This window comes from Catalinimonas alkaloidigena, from assembly GCF_900100765.1.
Lineage (GTDB): Bacteria > Bacteroidota > Bacteroidia > Cytophagales > Flexibacteraceae > Mooreia > Mooreia alkaloidigena.
The window spans coordinates 25,455-42,103 of sequence record NZ_FNFO01000002.1 but is presented as its reverse complement, the minus strand read 5'-3'; the positions used below and the strand labels follow the sequence as shown (position 1 = coordinate 42,103).

Here is a 16,649-nt window from a genome sequence, read left to right as displayed (position 1 = left end):
TATTTGAAAGCTATCAGCCTCCGATGTTCACACGCTTGAACGCTGACACCGTCAGGCCTTTGTGCGTCTCGTTGAGGTACTGGGCGATGGTTTTCGAATTATCTTTCACAAACTGCTGGTTCAACAGCGTATTGTCTTTGTAAAATTTATTCAGTTTGCCCAGCGCGATTTTTTCCAGCATTGCTTCGGGCTTGCCTTCTGCACGCGCCTGCTCTTTCCCGATTTCAATTTCGCGTTCTACTACGCTGGCATCCACCTGGTCTTTATCTACAGCCACAGGGTTCATGGCCGCAATTTGCATGGCGACATCTTTTCCAGCTTCCTGCACGTCGGTTCCATTCACACCGGCCAGTGCTACCAGCACGCCCAATTTTCCGTTAGAGTGGATATAAGGCACCACTTGGTCGCCTTTCAGCACTTCGTAAGCAACAACTTCGATTTTCTCGCCGATTTTACCCATCAGGTCAGTCAGGTGCTCAGAAATTGAACGGCCGTCAACGTTCAGCTCCAGGAGTTCTGCTGTGGTGGCAGGTTTGTTCGCAGCGGCTTGTGCTACTACGGCTTCACCCATTTTCTGAAAGTCTTCGTTTTTCGCAACAAAGTCGGTTTCGCAACCGAGGGCTACCAGAATCGCTTCCGAGCCATCGTCGGTAGTTTTTACGAAAACACTTCCTTCGGAAGTCTGACGATCCGAACGAGCGGCCGAGATTTTCTGGCCTTTCTTCCGGAGAATATCGATAGCGGCGTCGAAATCGCCGTTAGCTTCGGTGAGGGCTTTCTTACAGTCCATCATGCCGGCTCCGGTCATTTGCCGCAGTTTGTTGACGTCTTGTGCAGTAATAGCCATAATGCGTGTGTGATTAGTAATTTTTAGAAATGCTACCTAAAAAAATTGAACATCGCGCCGCACTGATGTCGGGAAGCGATGTTCAATTTCAGAATGTCTATAAGAGTAAGAACTTACTTGGTCTCGTCCGTATCTTCCTCGTCTGTATCGCCAGCCGCGTCGACCGTCTCCTGCGCGTTTCCTTGCAGGGGTTCGCCTACAACTGCTTGTTCTTCTTTCACTTCTTCGGCCGCCGCGTGGATCTTGTCCATGATATTGGAGTCACCGCCCAGGTCAATGGCTTTTTTCTGCGCAATGGCATCGGCCGCTTCGCGGGCTTTGGCTACTTCTTCTTCACGGCTCTTCTCGTCGTCCTTGTCTTTCCGACGCTCCATGATGCCTTCCTCAATGGCCTTTCCTACCGTTTTGGTAATCAGCGCAATTGACTTGTAGGCGTCATCGTTCGCCGGGATCGGGAAATCTGCCTCTTCGGGATCAGAGTTGGTATCTACGATGGCAAAAACCGGAATGCCCAGCTTCTTTGCTTCCGCAACGGCGATGTGCTCTTTCTTTACGTCGATCACGAACAGAGCCGCCGGCAGGCGCGTCAGGTCGGCGATACCACCCAGGACACGATCCAGCTTGTCGCGCTCACGCTGTTTCATCAGACGCTCACGCTTCGCCAGGTTCTGGTACGTTTCGTCCTTCATCATCCGTTCGATCGAAGCCATCTTCTTGATCGACTTCCGCACGGTTGTGAAGTTGGTCAGCATGCCACCCAACCAGCGCTCAGTGACGAACGGCATTTTCAGGCGGTCGGCTTCTTCTGCCACCAGTTCCTTCGCCTGTTTCTTGGTAGCGACGAACATGATTTTCCGCCCGGAGCGGACAATCTGTTTCATGGCTGCGCAAGCTTCGTCCAGGCAGGCAAGGGTTTTATTCAGGTCGATGATGTGGATGCCGTTCCGCTCCATGAAAATGTAGGGAGCCATTTTGGGATTCCACTTGCGGGTCATGTGCCCGAAGTGAACACCCGCATCCAACAGGTCTTTATATTGAACTTCAGTAGCCATAATTCTCGATTAGCGTTTGCTGAACTGGAAGCGACGACGGGCTTTGCGACGGCCGTATTTCTTACGTTCTACCATGCGCGGGTCACGCGTCAGGAAGCCTTCTTTCTTCAGCGGTGAGCGATTTTCTCCTTCAAGCTCGATCAACGCACGGCTGATCGCCAGACGAACGGCCTCGGCCTGACCGGCGATGCCACCGCCCCGCACGTTCACGTTCACGTCGTACTGACCGTTGGCCTCTACCGTAGCAAAGGGCTGATTCACAATGGTGCGAAGAATTTCAGAAGGGAAATAGTCTTCGATAGAGCGCTTGTTGACGGTGATCTTGCCGCTCCCACTTTGCAGATAGATACGAGCTACGGAAGTCTTTCTCCGGCCGATGGTGTTGATTATCTCCATGCGTATAATCAGAGTTTAATTTCTTTGGGTTGCTGAGCGGTGTGTGGATGCTCGGTGCCAGTGTACACGTGCAGGTTGGTGAACAACCGACGTCCCAAGCGGTTACGCGGAAGCATGCCCCGCACGGCCATTTCGACCAGCCGCTCCGGATACTTCGCCATAATTTCTTTAGGCGTTTGCTCACGCTGTCCGCCCGGATAGCCCGTATGGCGCAGGTAAACCTTGTCCGTCATCTTCTTACCGGTCAGACGAACCTTGTCCGCATTGATCACCACCACATTATCCCCGCAATCGACGTGGGGGGTAAAGTTGGTTTTGTGCTTGCCACGGATCAGCGCCGCCACACGGCTGGCCAGCCGTCCGAGCACTTGCCCTTCGGCATCGACCACGACCCACTCCTTATTTACCGTAGCTTTATTGGCGGAAATCGTCTTATAGCTCAGCGTATCCACAATAACTTCTTGATTTAATTTTAGATGCTTTCTTGCCCAGTTCGCAAAAAGGATTGCAAAGATAGAGAGTTCCTGTGGCAAAAACAACAGGGGAAGGAATCTAACTTTTTGGAAAAAGCGCGCTTTTTTATCAGTGCTCAGAGGCTCTTGTCCAATTGCGTCACCAGCGCGCGCATATCTTTCGGATAAGGGGCCTCGATCTGCACCCGTTCGCCGCCCATGGTTTCGAAATTCAGGGCAAAGGCATGCAGCGCCACGCGTTGGATCAGAGGCTGTTCTTCCGTGTGCTTCTTCAGATTGAAGTTCCGTTTGATTTGCGAAAGGTAAATGGATTTCCCCCCGTAGGCGCCGTCTTGCACAATGGAAGCGTCCAGACACGCCAGGTGAATGCGGATCTGGTGCATGCGCCCGGTAATAGGCAGACACTCGACCAGAGTATGCTGGCGGTAGGCACGCAACGTATTAAAGATGGTCTCTGCTTCTTTGCCCTCCGCCCGGTCAATGCGCACGGTGCCGTTGCGCAATGGCTGGATGGGTAAGAAAACGCGGACACCTCTGAAATCGTGCACGCCATTTGTGACGGCATGGTAGAATTTGGTAATCTGCCGATGCTCGAACTGCATGGCAATGTGCCGGTATGCGTCCGGATGTTTGGCGATGATTAACGCTCCGGAGGTTTCTTTGTCCAGCCGGTGGCCGACCTGCGCGGTGGACACGTAGTCCCGGGCCAGTTGCAGGAGGCTGGCCCCATCGGCTTCGTGGCGCTCGTCCAGCGTCGACACATGGGGCGGTTTATTGACGACAAAAAAATCGTCGTCCTCGAAAAGGATCTGGTCTTCCAGCGTGAAATTCTTCATAAAAACTTAATGTGCCTGTCCTAACTCCCGGTTATGGACCTGCGGAGTGCCCCCCTGTCCGGCGCTCGTGGGGCGGGTGCTGGTGCCGGTTGTGGGAGCAGCGGCGCGTTGGAGGCGAAAGCTGAACGTGGTCTCTTTCCCTACCTTGCTCGACACCTCAATCGAGGACTGATGGGCTTCTACAATTTGCTTAACGATGGCTAACCCCAATCCGGAGCCGCCGGTTCCCTTGGAACGGCTTTTGTCGATGCGGTAAAAACGTTCAAAAATACGCTTTCGGTGTTCTTCCGGAATACCCGGCCCGTTGTCGCTCACGGTAATGTGCACGTAGTCTCGGCTCACGTTCAGCCCTACCGTCACGGTACTGTTGTCGCCGGCGTATTTAATGCCGTTTTCCACCAAGTTGGACATCACCTGCCGAATGCGGTTGCGGTCGGCTTCCACCGTGGTAGGCTTCGCATCTTTTTCCTTCAGCAGCAGCTTCACGTTCCGCTTCTGGGCTTTGTGGTCCAGTTGATCGAATACTTCCTGCACCAGCGTTTTCATCTCGAACGAAGTCAGTTGCATGCGGATCGCGCCGCTTTCCATCTTCGAGAGGGTAAGCAGGTCCTGCACGAGCGCATCCAGCCCATCGAGGCTTTTGGCCGCTTTCTTCAGAAACTTATCGCGCACTTCGGAGTCTTCCACGGCCCCGTCGAGTAGCGTATGGACAAATCCCTGCGCAGCAAAAATGGGAGTTTTTAACTCGTGGGAGACGTCGGCCAGAAATTCGCGGCGGAAATTCTCCATCCGGCGCAACTCGTCGATTTCCGCCTGCTTGCGGTTGGCCAGCGAGAAGATTTCGTCGTGTAGCTTTTTAAGGGGATTGCTCGAAGCTTTCAGCTTCTTCTTTTTGATCTTGAAGCCGGAATCCTTCTTTTTCAGTTCGTCGAGCACGATGTAGATGCGCTGGATTTCCCGAAAAATCAGAAATTCCAGCGTCAGGTAGATCAGAATAAAGGCAGACGAAAAGGCCAACGCCGCCCCCACGAGCAGCGCCTGCACCGAAATATCCGGCACCAACGACAAGAAGGCGGTGGTAATCAGGGCAATGCAACCGCCCAGGATCACCGCCACCACGCGGGGGTTTAGCATGGAAGATTAGGCTTCGGACAATTCAAACTTGTATCCCACTCCCTTGACGGTGTGGATGTAGCCTTCGCCGATTTTCTCCCGCACTTTCCGGATGTGCACATCGACCGTCCGGGCCAGTACGTAAACATCGTTGCCCCAGATGTTTTGCAACAGGTCGTCGCGGCTGAACACCTTGTTGGGGTTTTGTGCCAGGAAATACAGCAATTCAAACTCTTTCTTCGGCAGGGTCATTTGTTGCCCATCGTGCGTAATGGTGTAGCTGGAGCGGTCGATGGTCAGGTTGCCCATGATCAGCCGATCGCCTTCCTGTTGCAACGCGCCACTCCGGCGGAACAGGGCCGCCACGCGGCTCATCAGGGCACGGGGCTTGATGGGTTTGGTAATGAAATCGTCGGCACCTACATCGAACGCAGCCACTTCGGAGTACTCTTCGGTCCGGGCCGTCAAAAAGATGATGTAGATCTCTTTGCCCTGCGGCAACTCACGCATCTGGCGGCAGGTTTCCACGCCGTCCATTTGCGGCATCATGATGTCGAGCACCACCAGGTGAGGCTGGAACTCTTTCAGAATTTCTACGGCTTTACGGCCGTTTTCGGCGGTTCGCACCTCGTATCCTTCCCGCTCAAAATTGTATTGCAGCAGTTCGAGGATGTCGGATTCGTCGTCCACAATCAACACCTTGTACTTGGCCTTGCCGGTGGAAACGGCATTGCGGTCAGGTTTTACAGTGGTTACACTCATCTGTTTATGTAGTTAAGGCGTGGGGTAAGTTACTTAAAAATTTCTTCAAGCTTTTGGTCCAGTTCGGCACCGCGCAGGTTCACAGCGACCACTTCACCCTCGGGGTCGATCAGAAAATTGGCCGGAATGGCGTTGATGCCATACAGGGCCGCGCCGCCCGATTTCCACCCTTGCAGGTCGGATACATGGGACGCCCAGCTCAACTGATCGTCTTCGATGGCTTGCAGCCAACGCCCGCGTTCTTTGTCGAGCGAAATGCTGTAGACGGTAAAGCCCTGGTTCTGGAACTTGCGGTAGGCCCTGACCAACGCCGGATTTTCGTGCCGACAGGGGCTGCACCACGACGCCCAGAAATCAATCAGCACCCACTTGCCTCGCAATGACGAAAGGGCGATCATGTTCCCGTCGCGGCCTTTCATGAGCAGATCGGGCGCACGGTCGCCCACTACCGGCGAACCGGGAGGCAGGTTCCGTAGCTTTTCCTGGGCATAGGCCGATTCCGGAAACTCCCGGGCGTACTGCTTGACCAACTGCCGCCCGTAGTCCGGGTCCGCGTTCATAAAAATAGGAATCAGACTTAACCAGGTGACTTCGCGTCCGGCACTTCCTGCCGGGCTGCGGCTCAGCAGAAAAGGGATTTCTTCGCGCCAGCGGTGCGGCCCCTCGGGCGCAAAATGCTGGAGGTAGATTTGGAACAGGTTCAGCAACAAATCGCTCCGCAAAATCTCCTGATCTTGCAGTTGCGCCTGCGTGACGGCCTCCTCGCGGGTCGCGTCGGGGGAAATGAGGTACAGGGCAGCCATTTTCCCCACAAATGTGCGGGGATGGGCTTCGGCCAGTTGGCGATGGTAGGCGCTTTGCACCCGCGTCAACGAGTCGTAACTGGCTTTGTACGCCTTCATCTGGCGGTTTTTCTCTTCGGCCGGGGCCGCGCTGTAGCTTAGTTGCTGCGTGCTGAGCAACACCCGCCGAATGGCCTGCCGGAACTTGACCAGTTGCTTTTGGTAAGCCGCAAAAAGTTGATTTTCCGGCGATTGCTGGAACTGCGGGGGCTGATTGGGCTCGACCAGATCGGCCTCGAACGTTACGTTTTCGCCGGTCAGGACTAAGGGGAACGAGCGCGCTTCGGACACCCCGATGCGGTAGAGGCCGCGGGGAACAGACGGCTCGTATGTGAGTTGAAATTTGCCTTTGGTCAGCGCGGCCGAATCGACCCTAACAAGCTGAGGACCAAAATAGGCGTAGAGATAAACTTGCGGGAAATTCCCGGTATTTCGGACGGTACCGTCGATGGTGAGGGGAGTCGTCGCCGCACAGGTTAGGCTCCAAAGCCAACCCAACATCATTCCCCAACCTAGCCGCGATAACGTCATGTTGCCGCAAAATTAGTGATAATTTCGGAGCGATTGGTAACCCGCACGGCGGGAAGAAAGCGGCTGGGCAGAAGCGCGTACGGGCTAAAAAGGCGAGTGGTGCCGCAGGTTCCGGTACTCTTTCAGGTCGATTTCCAGGGCGCCGACAAACATGTTGGCGCGGATCTTTACCGGCACATGGTTCTGGTCGTCAGAGATATAGACATCGATTGCATTTTCGCCGTTGAACAGGCTGTTCTCGGGCAACTCCGGCGTTAGACGAATGCATTTGATCTTGCCAAACTCCGTCTTGATTTGCTCTTTGCCCTGGTAAATGATGCTCAAGTGGTAGAGGTGGTCCTCAAAAATTCCACTGACTTTGATCGTCTGCCCTTGTTTCATGTTCTCGTAGTCGAGCAGCCGCATGTAGAACGACCCACTGACCATGTCGAGCACCTCTTTGGGAATCTGCATCAGCTTCTCTTCGTTTTTGCGCTCGTCCACAATGCGCGCCTCTTCCCGAAAATGGTCCACGTACGTGGTTTCGTATTTCCGATAGTTGTTCTCTTCGATGCGGCGGTAAAATCGATGGGGCACAAAAGCGGCCGTGTCGACGTAGCTGCCCCACACGTCGCGCACTTTATAAGCGATGCGGACCATGCCGGTGGTGCGGCCTTTCACTTCGATTTTATAACAGGGACGGTCGTTGATCAGGTGGACCCGCGGACTGGTCTCGATGGTGGCTTCCCCGCCGTCGAAAATCCCGTAGTGGACGCGGTAGTCGAGGCGTTCGCCGGGCTGAAACGAGGTATTCGGCAGACGTCGCAATTGCCCCCGGTCGGTGAAGGCAGCGGTACTGATCAGAATGCAAGCGGCTGCCAACAGCGAGAGCACAGTAACGTTGAGCTTCATAAAGGTTGCATGTGTTTTCGCAAGCAGATTGGCAAACTTCATACCTTATTTTTTGGTGGCAGTGAACACGACTTTTTTACGGGACGATCACAGGGAGGGATATCGTTTCTTCAACGCCTGCAAATATCTCTGAAAATCACCATCAAAGTCACGGTAAAACTCCGTTTCGAACTGGTTCTGTTCCTCCCGGTAACGTTTGTACGACATAAAGTATGTATTATTTGGCAGGCTATCGGCCGAAAAACGTCGCTGATACAACGCCGGATAGCGAAACGAAATCGTGTCGATCTGGGCAATGATCTCACCGATGAGCGCCTGTTTCTTCGCTTTCTTCTCGTCCAATGGCACGGCATCCGAGAAGGTACGGTACAAACTGTCGAGTCGGTTGGCGCCCCGCAGAATGTGGCGGCTGTAGCGCTCGTAATCGTCGTCGCCGTACAGGTAGTGCTGGTAGGGCGCCGACGCCTCACCGTATTTCCACGCCAGAAAACGCTTGGCCCCCTCCTCCCCCACAAAGGTCGCCAGATTTTCGTTGTACTGGATATTGTCCTTCACGTACAGCGTGGCGTGCGTCAACTCGTGGATGATGAGTTCGGCCAGATCGCCCTCCGGTCGGCGCAACATGCTCGACAGAATCGGGTCGCGAAACCAGCCGAGCGTCGACCAGCCACCCACGCTGTAAATGTAAGTCTCGTACCCTTCGTCCTGAAGGCGCGCTTCTTCGGCCAGCACTTTTTCCCGGTCGAAAAAACCGATGTAAGGAAAGGTCCCTAAAAAGGGAAAAGACCACTCCTTCGCTTCCAGGGCAAAGGGGCGGCAGCCGGTCAGGTTCCACAACACCGGCTTTCCGTGCTGATCGTAGAGCGTGGTGTAATTTTTGGAATCGTTGATGCCCAACGAATCGATGGCGTACCGCCGAATCTCCTGCACCAGGCGGATGCGCGCCTTCAGCGAGTCGGGAAAGGTCTCGTCGGCCAGAAACTCTTCGATGGGTCGGGCGTTCCAGACGATGTGGAGCTGCCCCCGCAGCTGCCCGAAGCCATACGCCAGATCGGAAGCGTAAAAGAGCACAAAACCCAGAAAGACAATACCAACCAGTGCCAGAATTTTCTTTACCATATGCCACAGATCTCTGGAAAAGAGAGGCCGACCGGCCCCCGAGCGTTCCGTAGGGTGCCGCGTAGTTTCTCTCGAGAAAGCCCCCAAAGATTCGTTATTTTTGGTAGTTGCTCCACCTGCGTCTGCAACTTCGTAACGTTCTACTTCGTCATTAATTTTCTAACCGCAACGTGCTATGGCTTTTTTCGATGATTTGCTGGAACGACTTTTTCCGAAACCGGCCCAACAGGGCCCCGTGCGGCTGGTGCATGAAGTGCTGCGGCGCTCCGAACGATTCGCGGACGAGTACATCGCCTGGCAACAGGCCGGGCACGAGCAGCATATGATCGAACTGCTATCGCGCGCTTACTACCTGAAACGCAACGACATGGCGGTGGAGCCGGAAATCCATCTGCTGACCACGCCGTATGCCAACGGCTTCGCCGTGATGTGCCCGCCGCAACTGCCCCTCCGCGAGCTGTCGTTCTGGCTCGACGCGCTGAAGAACCGCATCCTGACGCTGGGCTACCGGGTGGCCAGCGCTACTCACGAGCTCCGGGAAAAAAGCCGCTACCTTGAGTCGTCGGAGCGTTACGCGTTAAAGCCGCCTTTTTGCACCGACCCGACGGTGCTGTGCGACCAGCGGTACGGCAACATTCAGGTAGAGGCCATCGCCATCGACGACCGGGCGAGTTACCTGAAGGTGGTGGTCACGGTCTACTCGGATGCGCTTTACACGCGGGCGCTGCCTTTCGAAGACTTTGCGGATGCCGTACTGGCGTCGTCGTAACCCCCGCGGGCGAGGTCGCGTTCCCGAAACTTACGTTGGTCGTCGGCAGGTGCCACGTCGGTTCTCACGCCGCATGGCCTCGTTTTTTATCTTTACCGAAATAACCAATCACTCATGAAAAAAGTCATTCCGTTTCTGTTCGTCTGTTTCCTGATGGCCGCCCTCGCGCCTACCCCGGCGTCGGCGCAACTGGTCAAAACCAGCCTCCGCGTTACCGTGCTGAACGAGTTGGGCAACCCGCAGGAGAACGCGACCGTCAAGCTGTACCTGAACGAAGACGATTACAAGCAAAGCGCCAACCCGGTCGCCACGGAAAAGACCGACGAGAAAGGCCGCGCTACGTTCAAGGAACTGGAGTCCAAGGCCTATTTTGTAGAAGCCGAAAAAGGAGACATGAACAATTACGGATTGGGCACCAAGACCGACAAGTTGGTCGAAAAGCGCATGAACAAGGTCAACGTCGTCATCGAATAACGCGGCGTCCGGCGCGTCTCTTGCACGATATGCGGGCCGTAGTCGCCTGATAGAGAATTGTAGAGAAATCCCCCGTCAACGCACATGCACTGGCGGGGGATTTTGCGTGTCGACTAGTCCAGTACCGCGATGCACTTCAGTTCGATCGCAATGTCGGTGGGCAACCGATCTACGCCCAGCGTCGTACGGCACGGCTGGTTCTCCCGAAAGTAGTCGGCATAGAGGCGGTTGTAGGTCGGGAAGTCGCGCTCCAGGTGGGTCAGAAAAACCGTCACATCCACCAGGTTACTCCAGTCCGCGCCCGCGTCCTCCAGAATCTGCCGCACGTTACTAAACACCTGATGGCATTCGGCCTCGAAGTCGGAACTCACCAACGTGCCGTGTTCGTCGTAGTGCGCCCCGGGGATTTCGTTGGTGCCGGGAATGCGCGAGCCCACGCCCGACAAAAACAACAAATTCCCGACGCGACGGGCGTGCGGATAGGCCCCGACCGGTTTCGGAGCGCGCTGCGAATGGATGGAGTCAGCCATATTGATAATAAAGACAGTAAACGTGACGAATGCAGTCTGATAGCTCCCGTTCGTCGGGAAAGAGGGTGCGCCAGAGAGCGTTGTCCGAAGGCCAGGGGACCCGAACTACGCCTTCACCGAAGCCTGCATGGCTTCCTCGATCTCCTCGGCTTCGAGCGGAATGTTCGCCATCAGATCGACCGGATGGCCACTAGTCACCAGAAAATCGTTTTCCAGGCGGATGCCGATGCCCTCTTCGCGGATGTAGATGCCCGGCTCGCAGGTAAACACCATGCCCGGCTCAAACGTGCGGTACTTATTTCCTACGTCGTGTACATCCAGGCCCAGGTGGTGCGAGGTGCCGTGCATAAAATACTTCTTGTACAGCGGCTTTTCGGGGTCCTGGTTTTTCACCGCTTCCCGCTCCAGCAGTCGCAAGCCGATCAACTCACTTTCCATAATCCGCCCCACTTCCTTGTGGTACTCGTCCAGCGTATTGCCCGGCCGCAGCATCGCCGCCGCCTGGCGCATCACCCGCAACACGGCGTCGTACACTTCGCGCTGGCGAGGCGTAAACCGACCGCTCACCGGGATGGTGCGCGTCATGTCCGAAGCGTAGTTGGCATACTCGGCCCCCACGTCCATCAACAGCAGATCGCCATCTTGGCAGGGCTGGTCGTTCGCGATGTAGTGCAGGACGCAGGCGTTGTGGCCCGAAGCGATGATGGGCGTGTAGGCAAATCCCTTCGAACGGTTCCGCAGAAACTCGTGTGCGTATTCCGCCTCGATTTCAAATTCCATGACGCCCGGACGAACAAACTCGAGCACCCGCCGGAAGCCTTTTTCGGTGATGTTGCACGCCTTCTGAATCAGCTCCACTTCCCGCTTGGACTTGATGGCACGCAGTTGGTGCATCAGCGGCGTGACGCGCTCGTAGTGGTGCAGCGGATATTTCTGACGTACTTCGCGGATAAACCGCGCGTCGCGGGTTTCCACTTCGATCACGGCGCGCGTATGCTCGTTCGAGTTCAGGTAAACGTAATCGCAGGCCGCCATCAGCCCCTGAAACACGGACGGAAATTGCGTGAGCCAGTAGACCTTTTCGATGCCCGACGTTTCGCGTGCTTCTTCTTTCGTGTACTTGTGGCCCTCCCAGATGGCAATGTGCTCGTTGGTTTCGCGCAGGAACAGAACCTCGCGATGTGCCGGATCGGGGCAATCCGGGTAGATCAGCAGAATACTTTCCTCTTGATCAATGCCCGACAGATAAAACAGATCGTTATTCTGCCGGAAGGGCATGGTGCCGTCGGCATTGGTGGGCATGATATCATTGGCGTTAAAAACGGCTAACGCATTGGGTTTAAGGCGGTCGGCGAGTTGCTTCCGATTGTAGGTAAACAATTCTTTTCCGATAGATTCGTACCTCATTTTGTGATATTTTTGAAGCTGAACGGAGCCGGATGGCCTCGTCAGGCGAATAAATTTTCCGGTTAAAGCTCCTGAAATGTATCCGAACATGCAACGACGGTCACAACTTTGGCTGTTCCTTCTGCTGCCTTTCTGGGCGGCCTCTCTGCCGCTGACGGCCCAACCTCATTCGGACACAGAAAAGTATTGGATCTTCCTGACGGACAAGGACCTTGCTGCAACGCCCGCCATCAGCGCCCAGACGCGTGCAAACCGGCAGCACCAGGGCCTGCCGCTGTTTCAGTGGACGGATGTGCCCCTCCAGGCGGCATACGTTCAGGCCTTGCAACACGAAGGAGTGCAGATCGTGTGCAGATCGCGCTGGCTCAATGCCGTGTCGGCCTACCTGACGGACGCCCAGCAAACGGCTCTGCGGCAACTGCCTTTTGTCAAAGAAGTTCGCCCGCTGCGGGGGCAATTGCAACTGGCCGAAACGGAACCTACCGAAACCACGCGATGGGCAAGCCCGGCATCGCAACAGATGGCCTCTCCTTTTTTCGAGACCGAAAAACTTACCGGCAAAGGTGTGGTGGTGGGTGTGATCGACGCGGGCTTCTACCGGGCGCATCAGTCCCCTACCCTGCGGCATTTGTTCGAGGCGGGGCAGATTTTGCAATTCCGCGACTTTGTCAACCCCACCAAAGCCGACTTTTTCGGTACGTCGGAAACGGCTCAGGATGCGCACGGCACGTCGGTCCTGAATATGATTACGGGATGGGACGAAGAAAAACACGAACGCTACGGTTTTGCGCCGGACGCGCAGTTTTACCTGGCCCGCACCGACCACGGCAACGACGAATTTCGGGGTGAGGAAGATTACTGGATGGCGGCGATGGAATGGATGGATAGCCTCGGCGTCCGGCTCATCAACACGTCGCTGGGGTACGCGCTGGGCTTCGATAATCCGCAAGAAAACTACCGCCCGGAAGAGATGGACGGCCAGACCAGTACCATTGTGAAAGCCGCCCGCATCGCCACCGAAGAAAAAGGCATCCTTTTGGTGGTGTCGGCCGGAAACGACGGCGACAACCGCCACTGGCGCTACATTTCTACGCCCGCCGACGCACCCGGGGTACTGGCGGTCGGGGCCACGTGGCAGGACGTCTGGAAAAAAATGGGCTACAGCGGCATCGGACCGGCCTTTCTGCCTTACCTGAAACCCGACGTGGCCTGTTACTCCCTAACGGGCACTTCGTTTTCTGCGCCGGTCATTACAGGCTTCGTGGCCTGTCTGATGCAGAAAGCGCCGCACCTGACCAATGCGCAGCTGATGGAGCTGGTCCGCCGGTCGGCGCATTTGTACCCGTACGGCAACAATTATGTGGGCTACGGCGTGCCGCAGGCCGACCGCGCCCTGCAATGGCTCGCCAAGACGCCCCCGTCGGCCTCGGCTCGCGAAGTGCGTGTGAAAGGTGACCACTACCACCTGAAACTTCGACATGCTCACGAAAACGAAGTCTTACTTTTCCACAAGCGGGATGCCACGCAGGTAGTCGACCAGACCACCGCTCGTGTCCGTCGCCATGCCCTCGACATCGCCCGTCCTGACGGCGTTGCCCGTACCACCATCGACCTGCAAACGGAAGTCATCGAGCTGGTGTGGGAGTAGATTGCCAAGTTGCAAGTCGTAAGCGACAGGCCTCAAATCCTTTTGGCCGAAGCGGACCACTAAGACGGGAAAAAAAATTTCTTTGTCCGCAGCAAGCGCTCTCGCTGCGTTCGCGATGACAGAGAAGCATTGGATAGAAGCAGGACGTACGACCTGTGATCTATTGACCTGCAACCGGCGACTCTGGACCAGCGACCTTCGACCTGCACCCTAAATCCTGCCGCTTCTTTCCGCCAAAACCGTTACTTTTAATTTTCGTTTTTCTGTACTCCCTTGTCCACGCTCGATCTCAATCCGTATTTGCCCACGGAACGCGTCACGTTGTTTGCGGACGTGATTCTGCCGTTGCCGTTGCCGCAGTTGTTCACCTACCGGGTGCCCCACGACCTGAACGACGCCATTCAGCCCGGCGCACGGGCGGTGGTGCAGTTTGGTCGGCGCAAAATTGTGACGGCGGTGGTGGCGCGACTGCACGAAACGGCACCGTCCCGCTACCAGGCCAAGTACATCCTGGAACTGCTCGACGACGAGCCCCTGGTGAACGAACATCAGCTACGCTTTTTCGAGTGGATGGCCGACTACTACCTGTGCGCCATCGGGGAAGTGATGAATGCCGCCCTGCCGTCGGGGTTGAAAATCAGTAGCCGTTCGCGCATTCAACTGAACCCAGACTGGGACCGCTCCGGCTTCGACTTGCTGAACGAGAAGGAGGGCAAGTTGATCGAACTGCTGGAAGAACACGAGTCGCTGACGTATGACGAAGCCGCCGAGAAGCTGGACGTTAAAAACATTTACCACATTCTGAAAGGGCTGACCGCCCTGCGCGCCATCATTCTGTTTGAGGAACTGAAGGAGAAGTACAAACCCCGCACGATCAAGAAAGTGCGGCTGGTACCGCACCATACGGCTTCGGAAGAGCGGTTACAGGCGCTGTTCGAACAACTGGAGAGCAACCCGAAACAGATTTCGGTGCTGTTGTCTTACCTGCAACGCGTGCCGGTGCACGCCAACCCGGCGTACAATGAAAAAGGCATAGAGAAATCGGAACTGAAAGGAACTGGGATCTCGGCTTCGTCGCTGGCGACGCTGACCAAAAACGGGGTCTTCGAAGAATTTGAAGTGGTAGTGTCGCGCTTCCCCACTACCGGAAAAGCCGAGAAGCTGAAAGAAGTCGTGCTGACGGAACAACAGACACGCGCCCGTGAAGAAATCATCCGCCTTTTTCAGGAAAAAGAGGTCACGCTGCTGCACGGCATCACCGGCAGCGGGAAAACCGAAGTGTATATTGACCTGATCCGGCGCGCGCTCGACAGCGGTTCGCAGGTGCTGTTCATGCTGCCCGAAATTGCCCTGACCACGCAGATTGTGGCGCGCTTGCAGAAAGTATTTGGACAGGAAATGGGCATTTACCACTCTAAATTTTCCGATAACGAACGGGTGGAAGTGTGGCAAAGCGTGGCTTCCGGCGCTATTTCCTTTATTGTCGGTGTACGATCCGCCATCTTTTTGCCCTTCAGCAACCTCGGGTTGATCATCGTCGACGAAGAGCATGAGACGTCGTACAAGCAGTTCGACCCCGCCCCGCGCTACCACGCGCGCGATGCCTCCCTGGTGCTGGCGCGGCAACACGGCGCACGTGTGCTGCTGGGATCAGCGACGCCTTCGATCGAGACGTACCATCAGGCCCGCACCGAACGCTGGGGCTTGGTGGAAATGCTGCAACGCTATGGCGACGCACAACTGCCGGAAATGGAACTGGCCGACATCTCGATTGAGAAGAAGCAGAAGAAATTGCAGAACGGCTTCGGGACCGCGCTACTGGACGCCATGCGCCAGAGCATGACGCGCCACGAACAGGTCATTTTGTTTCAGAACCGTCGCGGGTATTCTCCCTGGCTGCAATGCCAGGAGTGCGACCACGTGCCCCGCTGCCGTCAGTGTGACGTAAGTTTGACATACCACCAGGCCGCACAGGAGTTGCGCTGTCATTACTGCGGGTATCACGAAGATGTGCCCCGCACCTGCCCCGAGTGCGACTCGCCCAAACTGATGGCGATGGGGGCCGGCACCGAGCGCATCGAAGACGACCTGAAGCTGCTCATTCCGGAAATCAGAGTGCAGCGGATGGACCTGGACACCACGCGCAGCAAAAACAGTTACCAGCAGATCATCGGCGATTTTGAAGAACGCAACATCGACGTGCTGGTCGGCACCCAGATGGTCAGCAAAGGCCTGGACTTCGACCACGTGGGGCTGGTCGGCATTTTCGATGCCGACCGCATGCTCCACTTCCCTGATTTTCGGGCGCACGAACGCACGTTCCAGATGATTACCCAGGTAAGTGGCCGGGCCGGACGGCGCGACCGCCGAGGACGCGTTATCATCCAGACCCACAAACCGCAACAGGCCATTCTCCACAAAATTGTGCAGGGCGATTTCCTGGGGCTGTACCTCGACGAAATCCGCGAGCGCGAGGGGTTCTTTTATCCGCCCTTTGCGCACCTGATTCGCGTTACCACCAAGTGCGAAGAACGAAAAGTGGCGTTTCAGGCCGCCACGGCGCTGGTCAATATTTTTAGCCGGCACCTCGGCCCGAGTCGCGTCATGGGACCGGAAGCACCCGTAGTGGAACGGATTCGCAATCAGTATTTGCAGGATGTGCTCGTGAAGCTGGAACGGGGAAAACTGAACCTGAAAGCGGTAAAAGAGATGATCCGCCGCGAAATTCGCACGCTCGAAACCGAGCGGATTTACAAAAATGTGCGCTTCGTGGTGGATGTCGATCCGGTCTAGCCGTCGCAGACCTAAAGTTGCAAGCCCGTTTCCCTCCTCTTATTGCTTTCGACCAAGGGGAAAAGCTTCCTGCTTGGGAACACGCTCACGTGGGGCAAAAAAAGAAAGCGCCCGACAAGTGTCGAGCGCCTTCTATACATCAGGAATATGTCAAACAGGAATATGA

16 protein-coding genes are annotated in these 16,649 nt (G+C 55.8%); 4 read left to right on the top strand and 12 right to left on the bottom strand.

The window, feature by feature from the left end; translation table 11 throughout:
- Positions 1–13: 13 nt before the first annotated feature.
- From tsf to BLR44_RS03550, 10 genes are all read right to left on the bottom strand, one after another.
- The gene (tsf, locus tag BLR44_RS03595) at positions 14–847 is read right to left on the bottom strand and encodes a translation elongation factor Ts (RefSeq protein WP_089679267.1); all 834 of its coding nucleotides are present in this window, start codon (positions 845–847) and stop codon (positions 14–16) included.
- Positions 848–960: 113 nt separating this feature from the next.
- Positions 961–1,899: a 30S ribosomal protein S2 gene (gene rpsB / locus BLR44_RS03590; RefSeq protein WP_089679264.1), complete on the bottom strand. Its 939-nt coding sequence runs from the start codon at positions 1,897–1,899 to the stop codon at positions 961–963.
- Between the two features lie 9 nt (positions 1,900–1,908).
- Positions 1,909–2,295 (bottom strand): 30S ribosomal protein S9, encoded by a 387-nt coding sequence (rpsI, locus tag BLR44_RS03585; protein WP_089679261.1) that lies wholly within the window; start codon positions 2,293–2,295, stop codon positions 1,909–1,911.
- A gap of 8 nt (positions 2,296–2,303) precedes the next feature.
- Complete coding sequence (rplM, locus tag BLR44_RS03580; RefSeq protein ID WP_089679258.1) at positions 2,304–2,747, bottom strand: 50S ribosomal protein L13; 444 nt, start codon at positions 2,745–2,747, stop codon at positions 2,304–2,306.
- 137 nt (positions 2,748–2,884) lie between these two features.
- The gene (locus BLR44_RS03575) at positions 2,885–3,604 is read right to left on the bottom strand and encodes an RluA family pseudouridine synthase (RefSeq protein ID WP_089679255.1); all 720 of its coding nucleotides are present in this window, start codon (positions 3,602–3,604) and stop codon (positions 2,885–2,887) included.
- Positions 3,605–3,610: 6 nt separating this feature from the next.
- Positions 3,611–4,738: a sensor histidine kinase gene (locus tag BLR44_RS03570; protein ID WP_089679252.1), complete on the bottom strand. Its 1,128-nt coding sequence runs from the start codon at positions 4,736–4,738 to the stop codon at positions 3,611–3,613.
- A 6-nt stretch (positions 4,739–4,744) separates the two neighbouring features.
- The gene (locus tag BLR44_RS03565; RefSeq protein WP_089679248.1) at positions 4,745–5,479 is read right to left on the bottom strand and encodes a response regulator transcription factor; all 735 of its coding nucleotides are present in this window, start codon (positions 5,477–5,479) and stop codon (positions 4,745–4,747) included.
- Between the two features lie 29 nt (positions 5,480–5,508).
- Positions 5,509–6,852, bottom strand: a complete 1,344-nt coding sequence (locus tag BLR44_RS03560) for a TlpA disulfide reductase family protein (protein ID WP_089679245.1) — start codon at positions 6,850–6,852, stop codon at positions 5,509–5,511.
- An 84-nt stretch (positions 6,853–6,936) separates the two neighbouring features.
- Positions 6,937–7,743: a DUF3108 domain-containing protein gene (locus BLR44_RS03555; protein ID WP_176955889.1), complete on the bottom strand. Its 807-nt coding sequence runs from the start codon at positions 7,741–7,743 to the stop codon at positions 6,937–6,939.
- An 87-nt stretch (positions 7,744–7,830) separates the two neighbouring features.
- Positions 7,831–8,862 carry an aminopeptidase gene (locus BLR44_RS03550; protein ID WP_089679241.1) on the bottom strand — a complete coding sequence of 344 codons (1,032 nt, stop codon included), beginning with the start codon at positions 8,860–8,862 and terminating at the stop codon, positions 7,831–7,833.
- Between the two features lie 175 nt (positions 8,863–9,037).
- Between BLR44_RS03550 and BLR44_RS03545 the strand changes: the two genes are divergently transcribed.
- Both BLR44_RS03545 and BLR44_RS03540 read left to right on the top strand, forming a co-directional pair.
- Positions 9,038–9,631: a hypothetical protein gene (locus tag BLR44_RS03545; protein WP_089679238.1), complete on the top strand. Its 594-nt coding sequence runs from the start codon at positions 9,038–9,040 to the stop codon at positions 9,629–9,631.
- A 114-nt stretch (positions 9,632–9,745) separates the two neighbouring features.
- Positions 9,746–10,105, top strand: a complete 360-nt coding sequence (locus BLR44_RS03540; RefSeq protein WP_245705963.1) for a carboxypeptidase regulatory-like domain-containing protein — start codon at positions 9,746–9,748, stop codon at positions 10,103–10,105.
- A gap of 113 nt (positions 10,106–10,218) precedes the next feature.
- Here the strand turns inward: BLR44_RS03540 and BLR44_RS03535 are convergent, their stop codons facing one another.
- Both BLR44_RS03535 and BLR44_RS03530 read right to left on the bottom strand, forming a co-directional pair.
- The gene (locus BLR44_RS03535) at positions 10,219–10,635 is read right to left on the bottom strand and encodes a RidA family protein (protein WP_089679234.1); all 417 of its coding nucleotides are present in this window, start codon (positions 10,633–10,635) and stop codon (positions 10,219–10,221) included.
- Positions 10,636–10,740: 105 nt separating this feature from the next.
- A complete protein-coding gene (locus BLR44_RS03530; protein ID WP_089679231.1) occupies positions 10,741–12,042 on the bottom strand; it encodes an aminopeptidase P N-terminal domain-containing protein in 1,302 nt (433 codons plus the stop codon).
- An 88-nt stretch (positions 12,043–12,130) separates the two neighbouring features.
- Here BLR44_RS03530 and BLR44_RS03525 point away from each other — a divergent pair, with 88 nt between their 5' ends.
- Entirely contained in the window at positions 12,131–13,690 is a 1,560-nt protein-coding gene (locus tag BLR44_RS03525) for a S8 family serine peptidase (RefSeq protein ID WP_089680702.1), read from the top strand.
- Positions 13,691–13,963: 273 nt separating this feature from the next.
- The gene (gene priA / locus BLR44_RS03520) at positions 13,964–16,483 is read left to right on the top strand and encodes a replication restart helicase PriA (protein ID WP_176955888.1); all 2,520 of its coding nucleotides are present in this window, start codon (positions 13,964–13,966) and stop codon (positions 16,481–16,483) included.
- Positions 16,484–16,649: the final 166 nt, after the last annotated feature.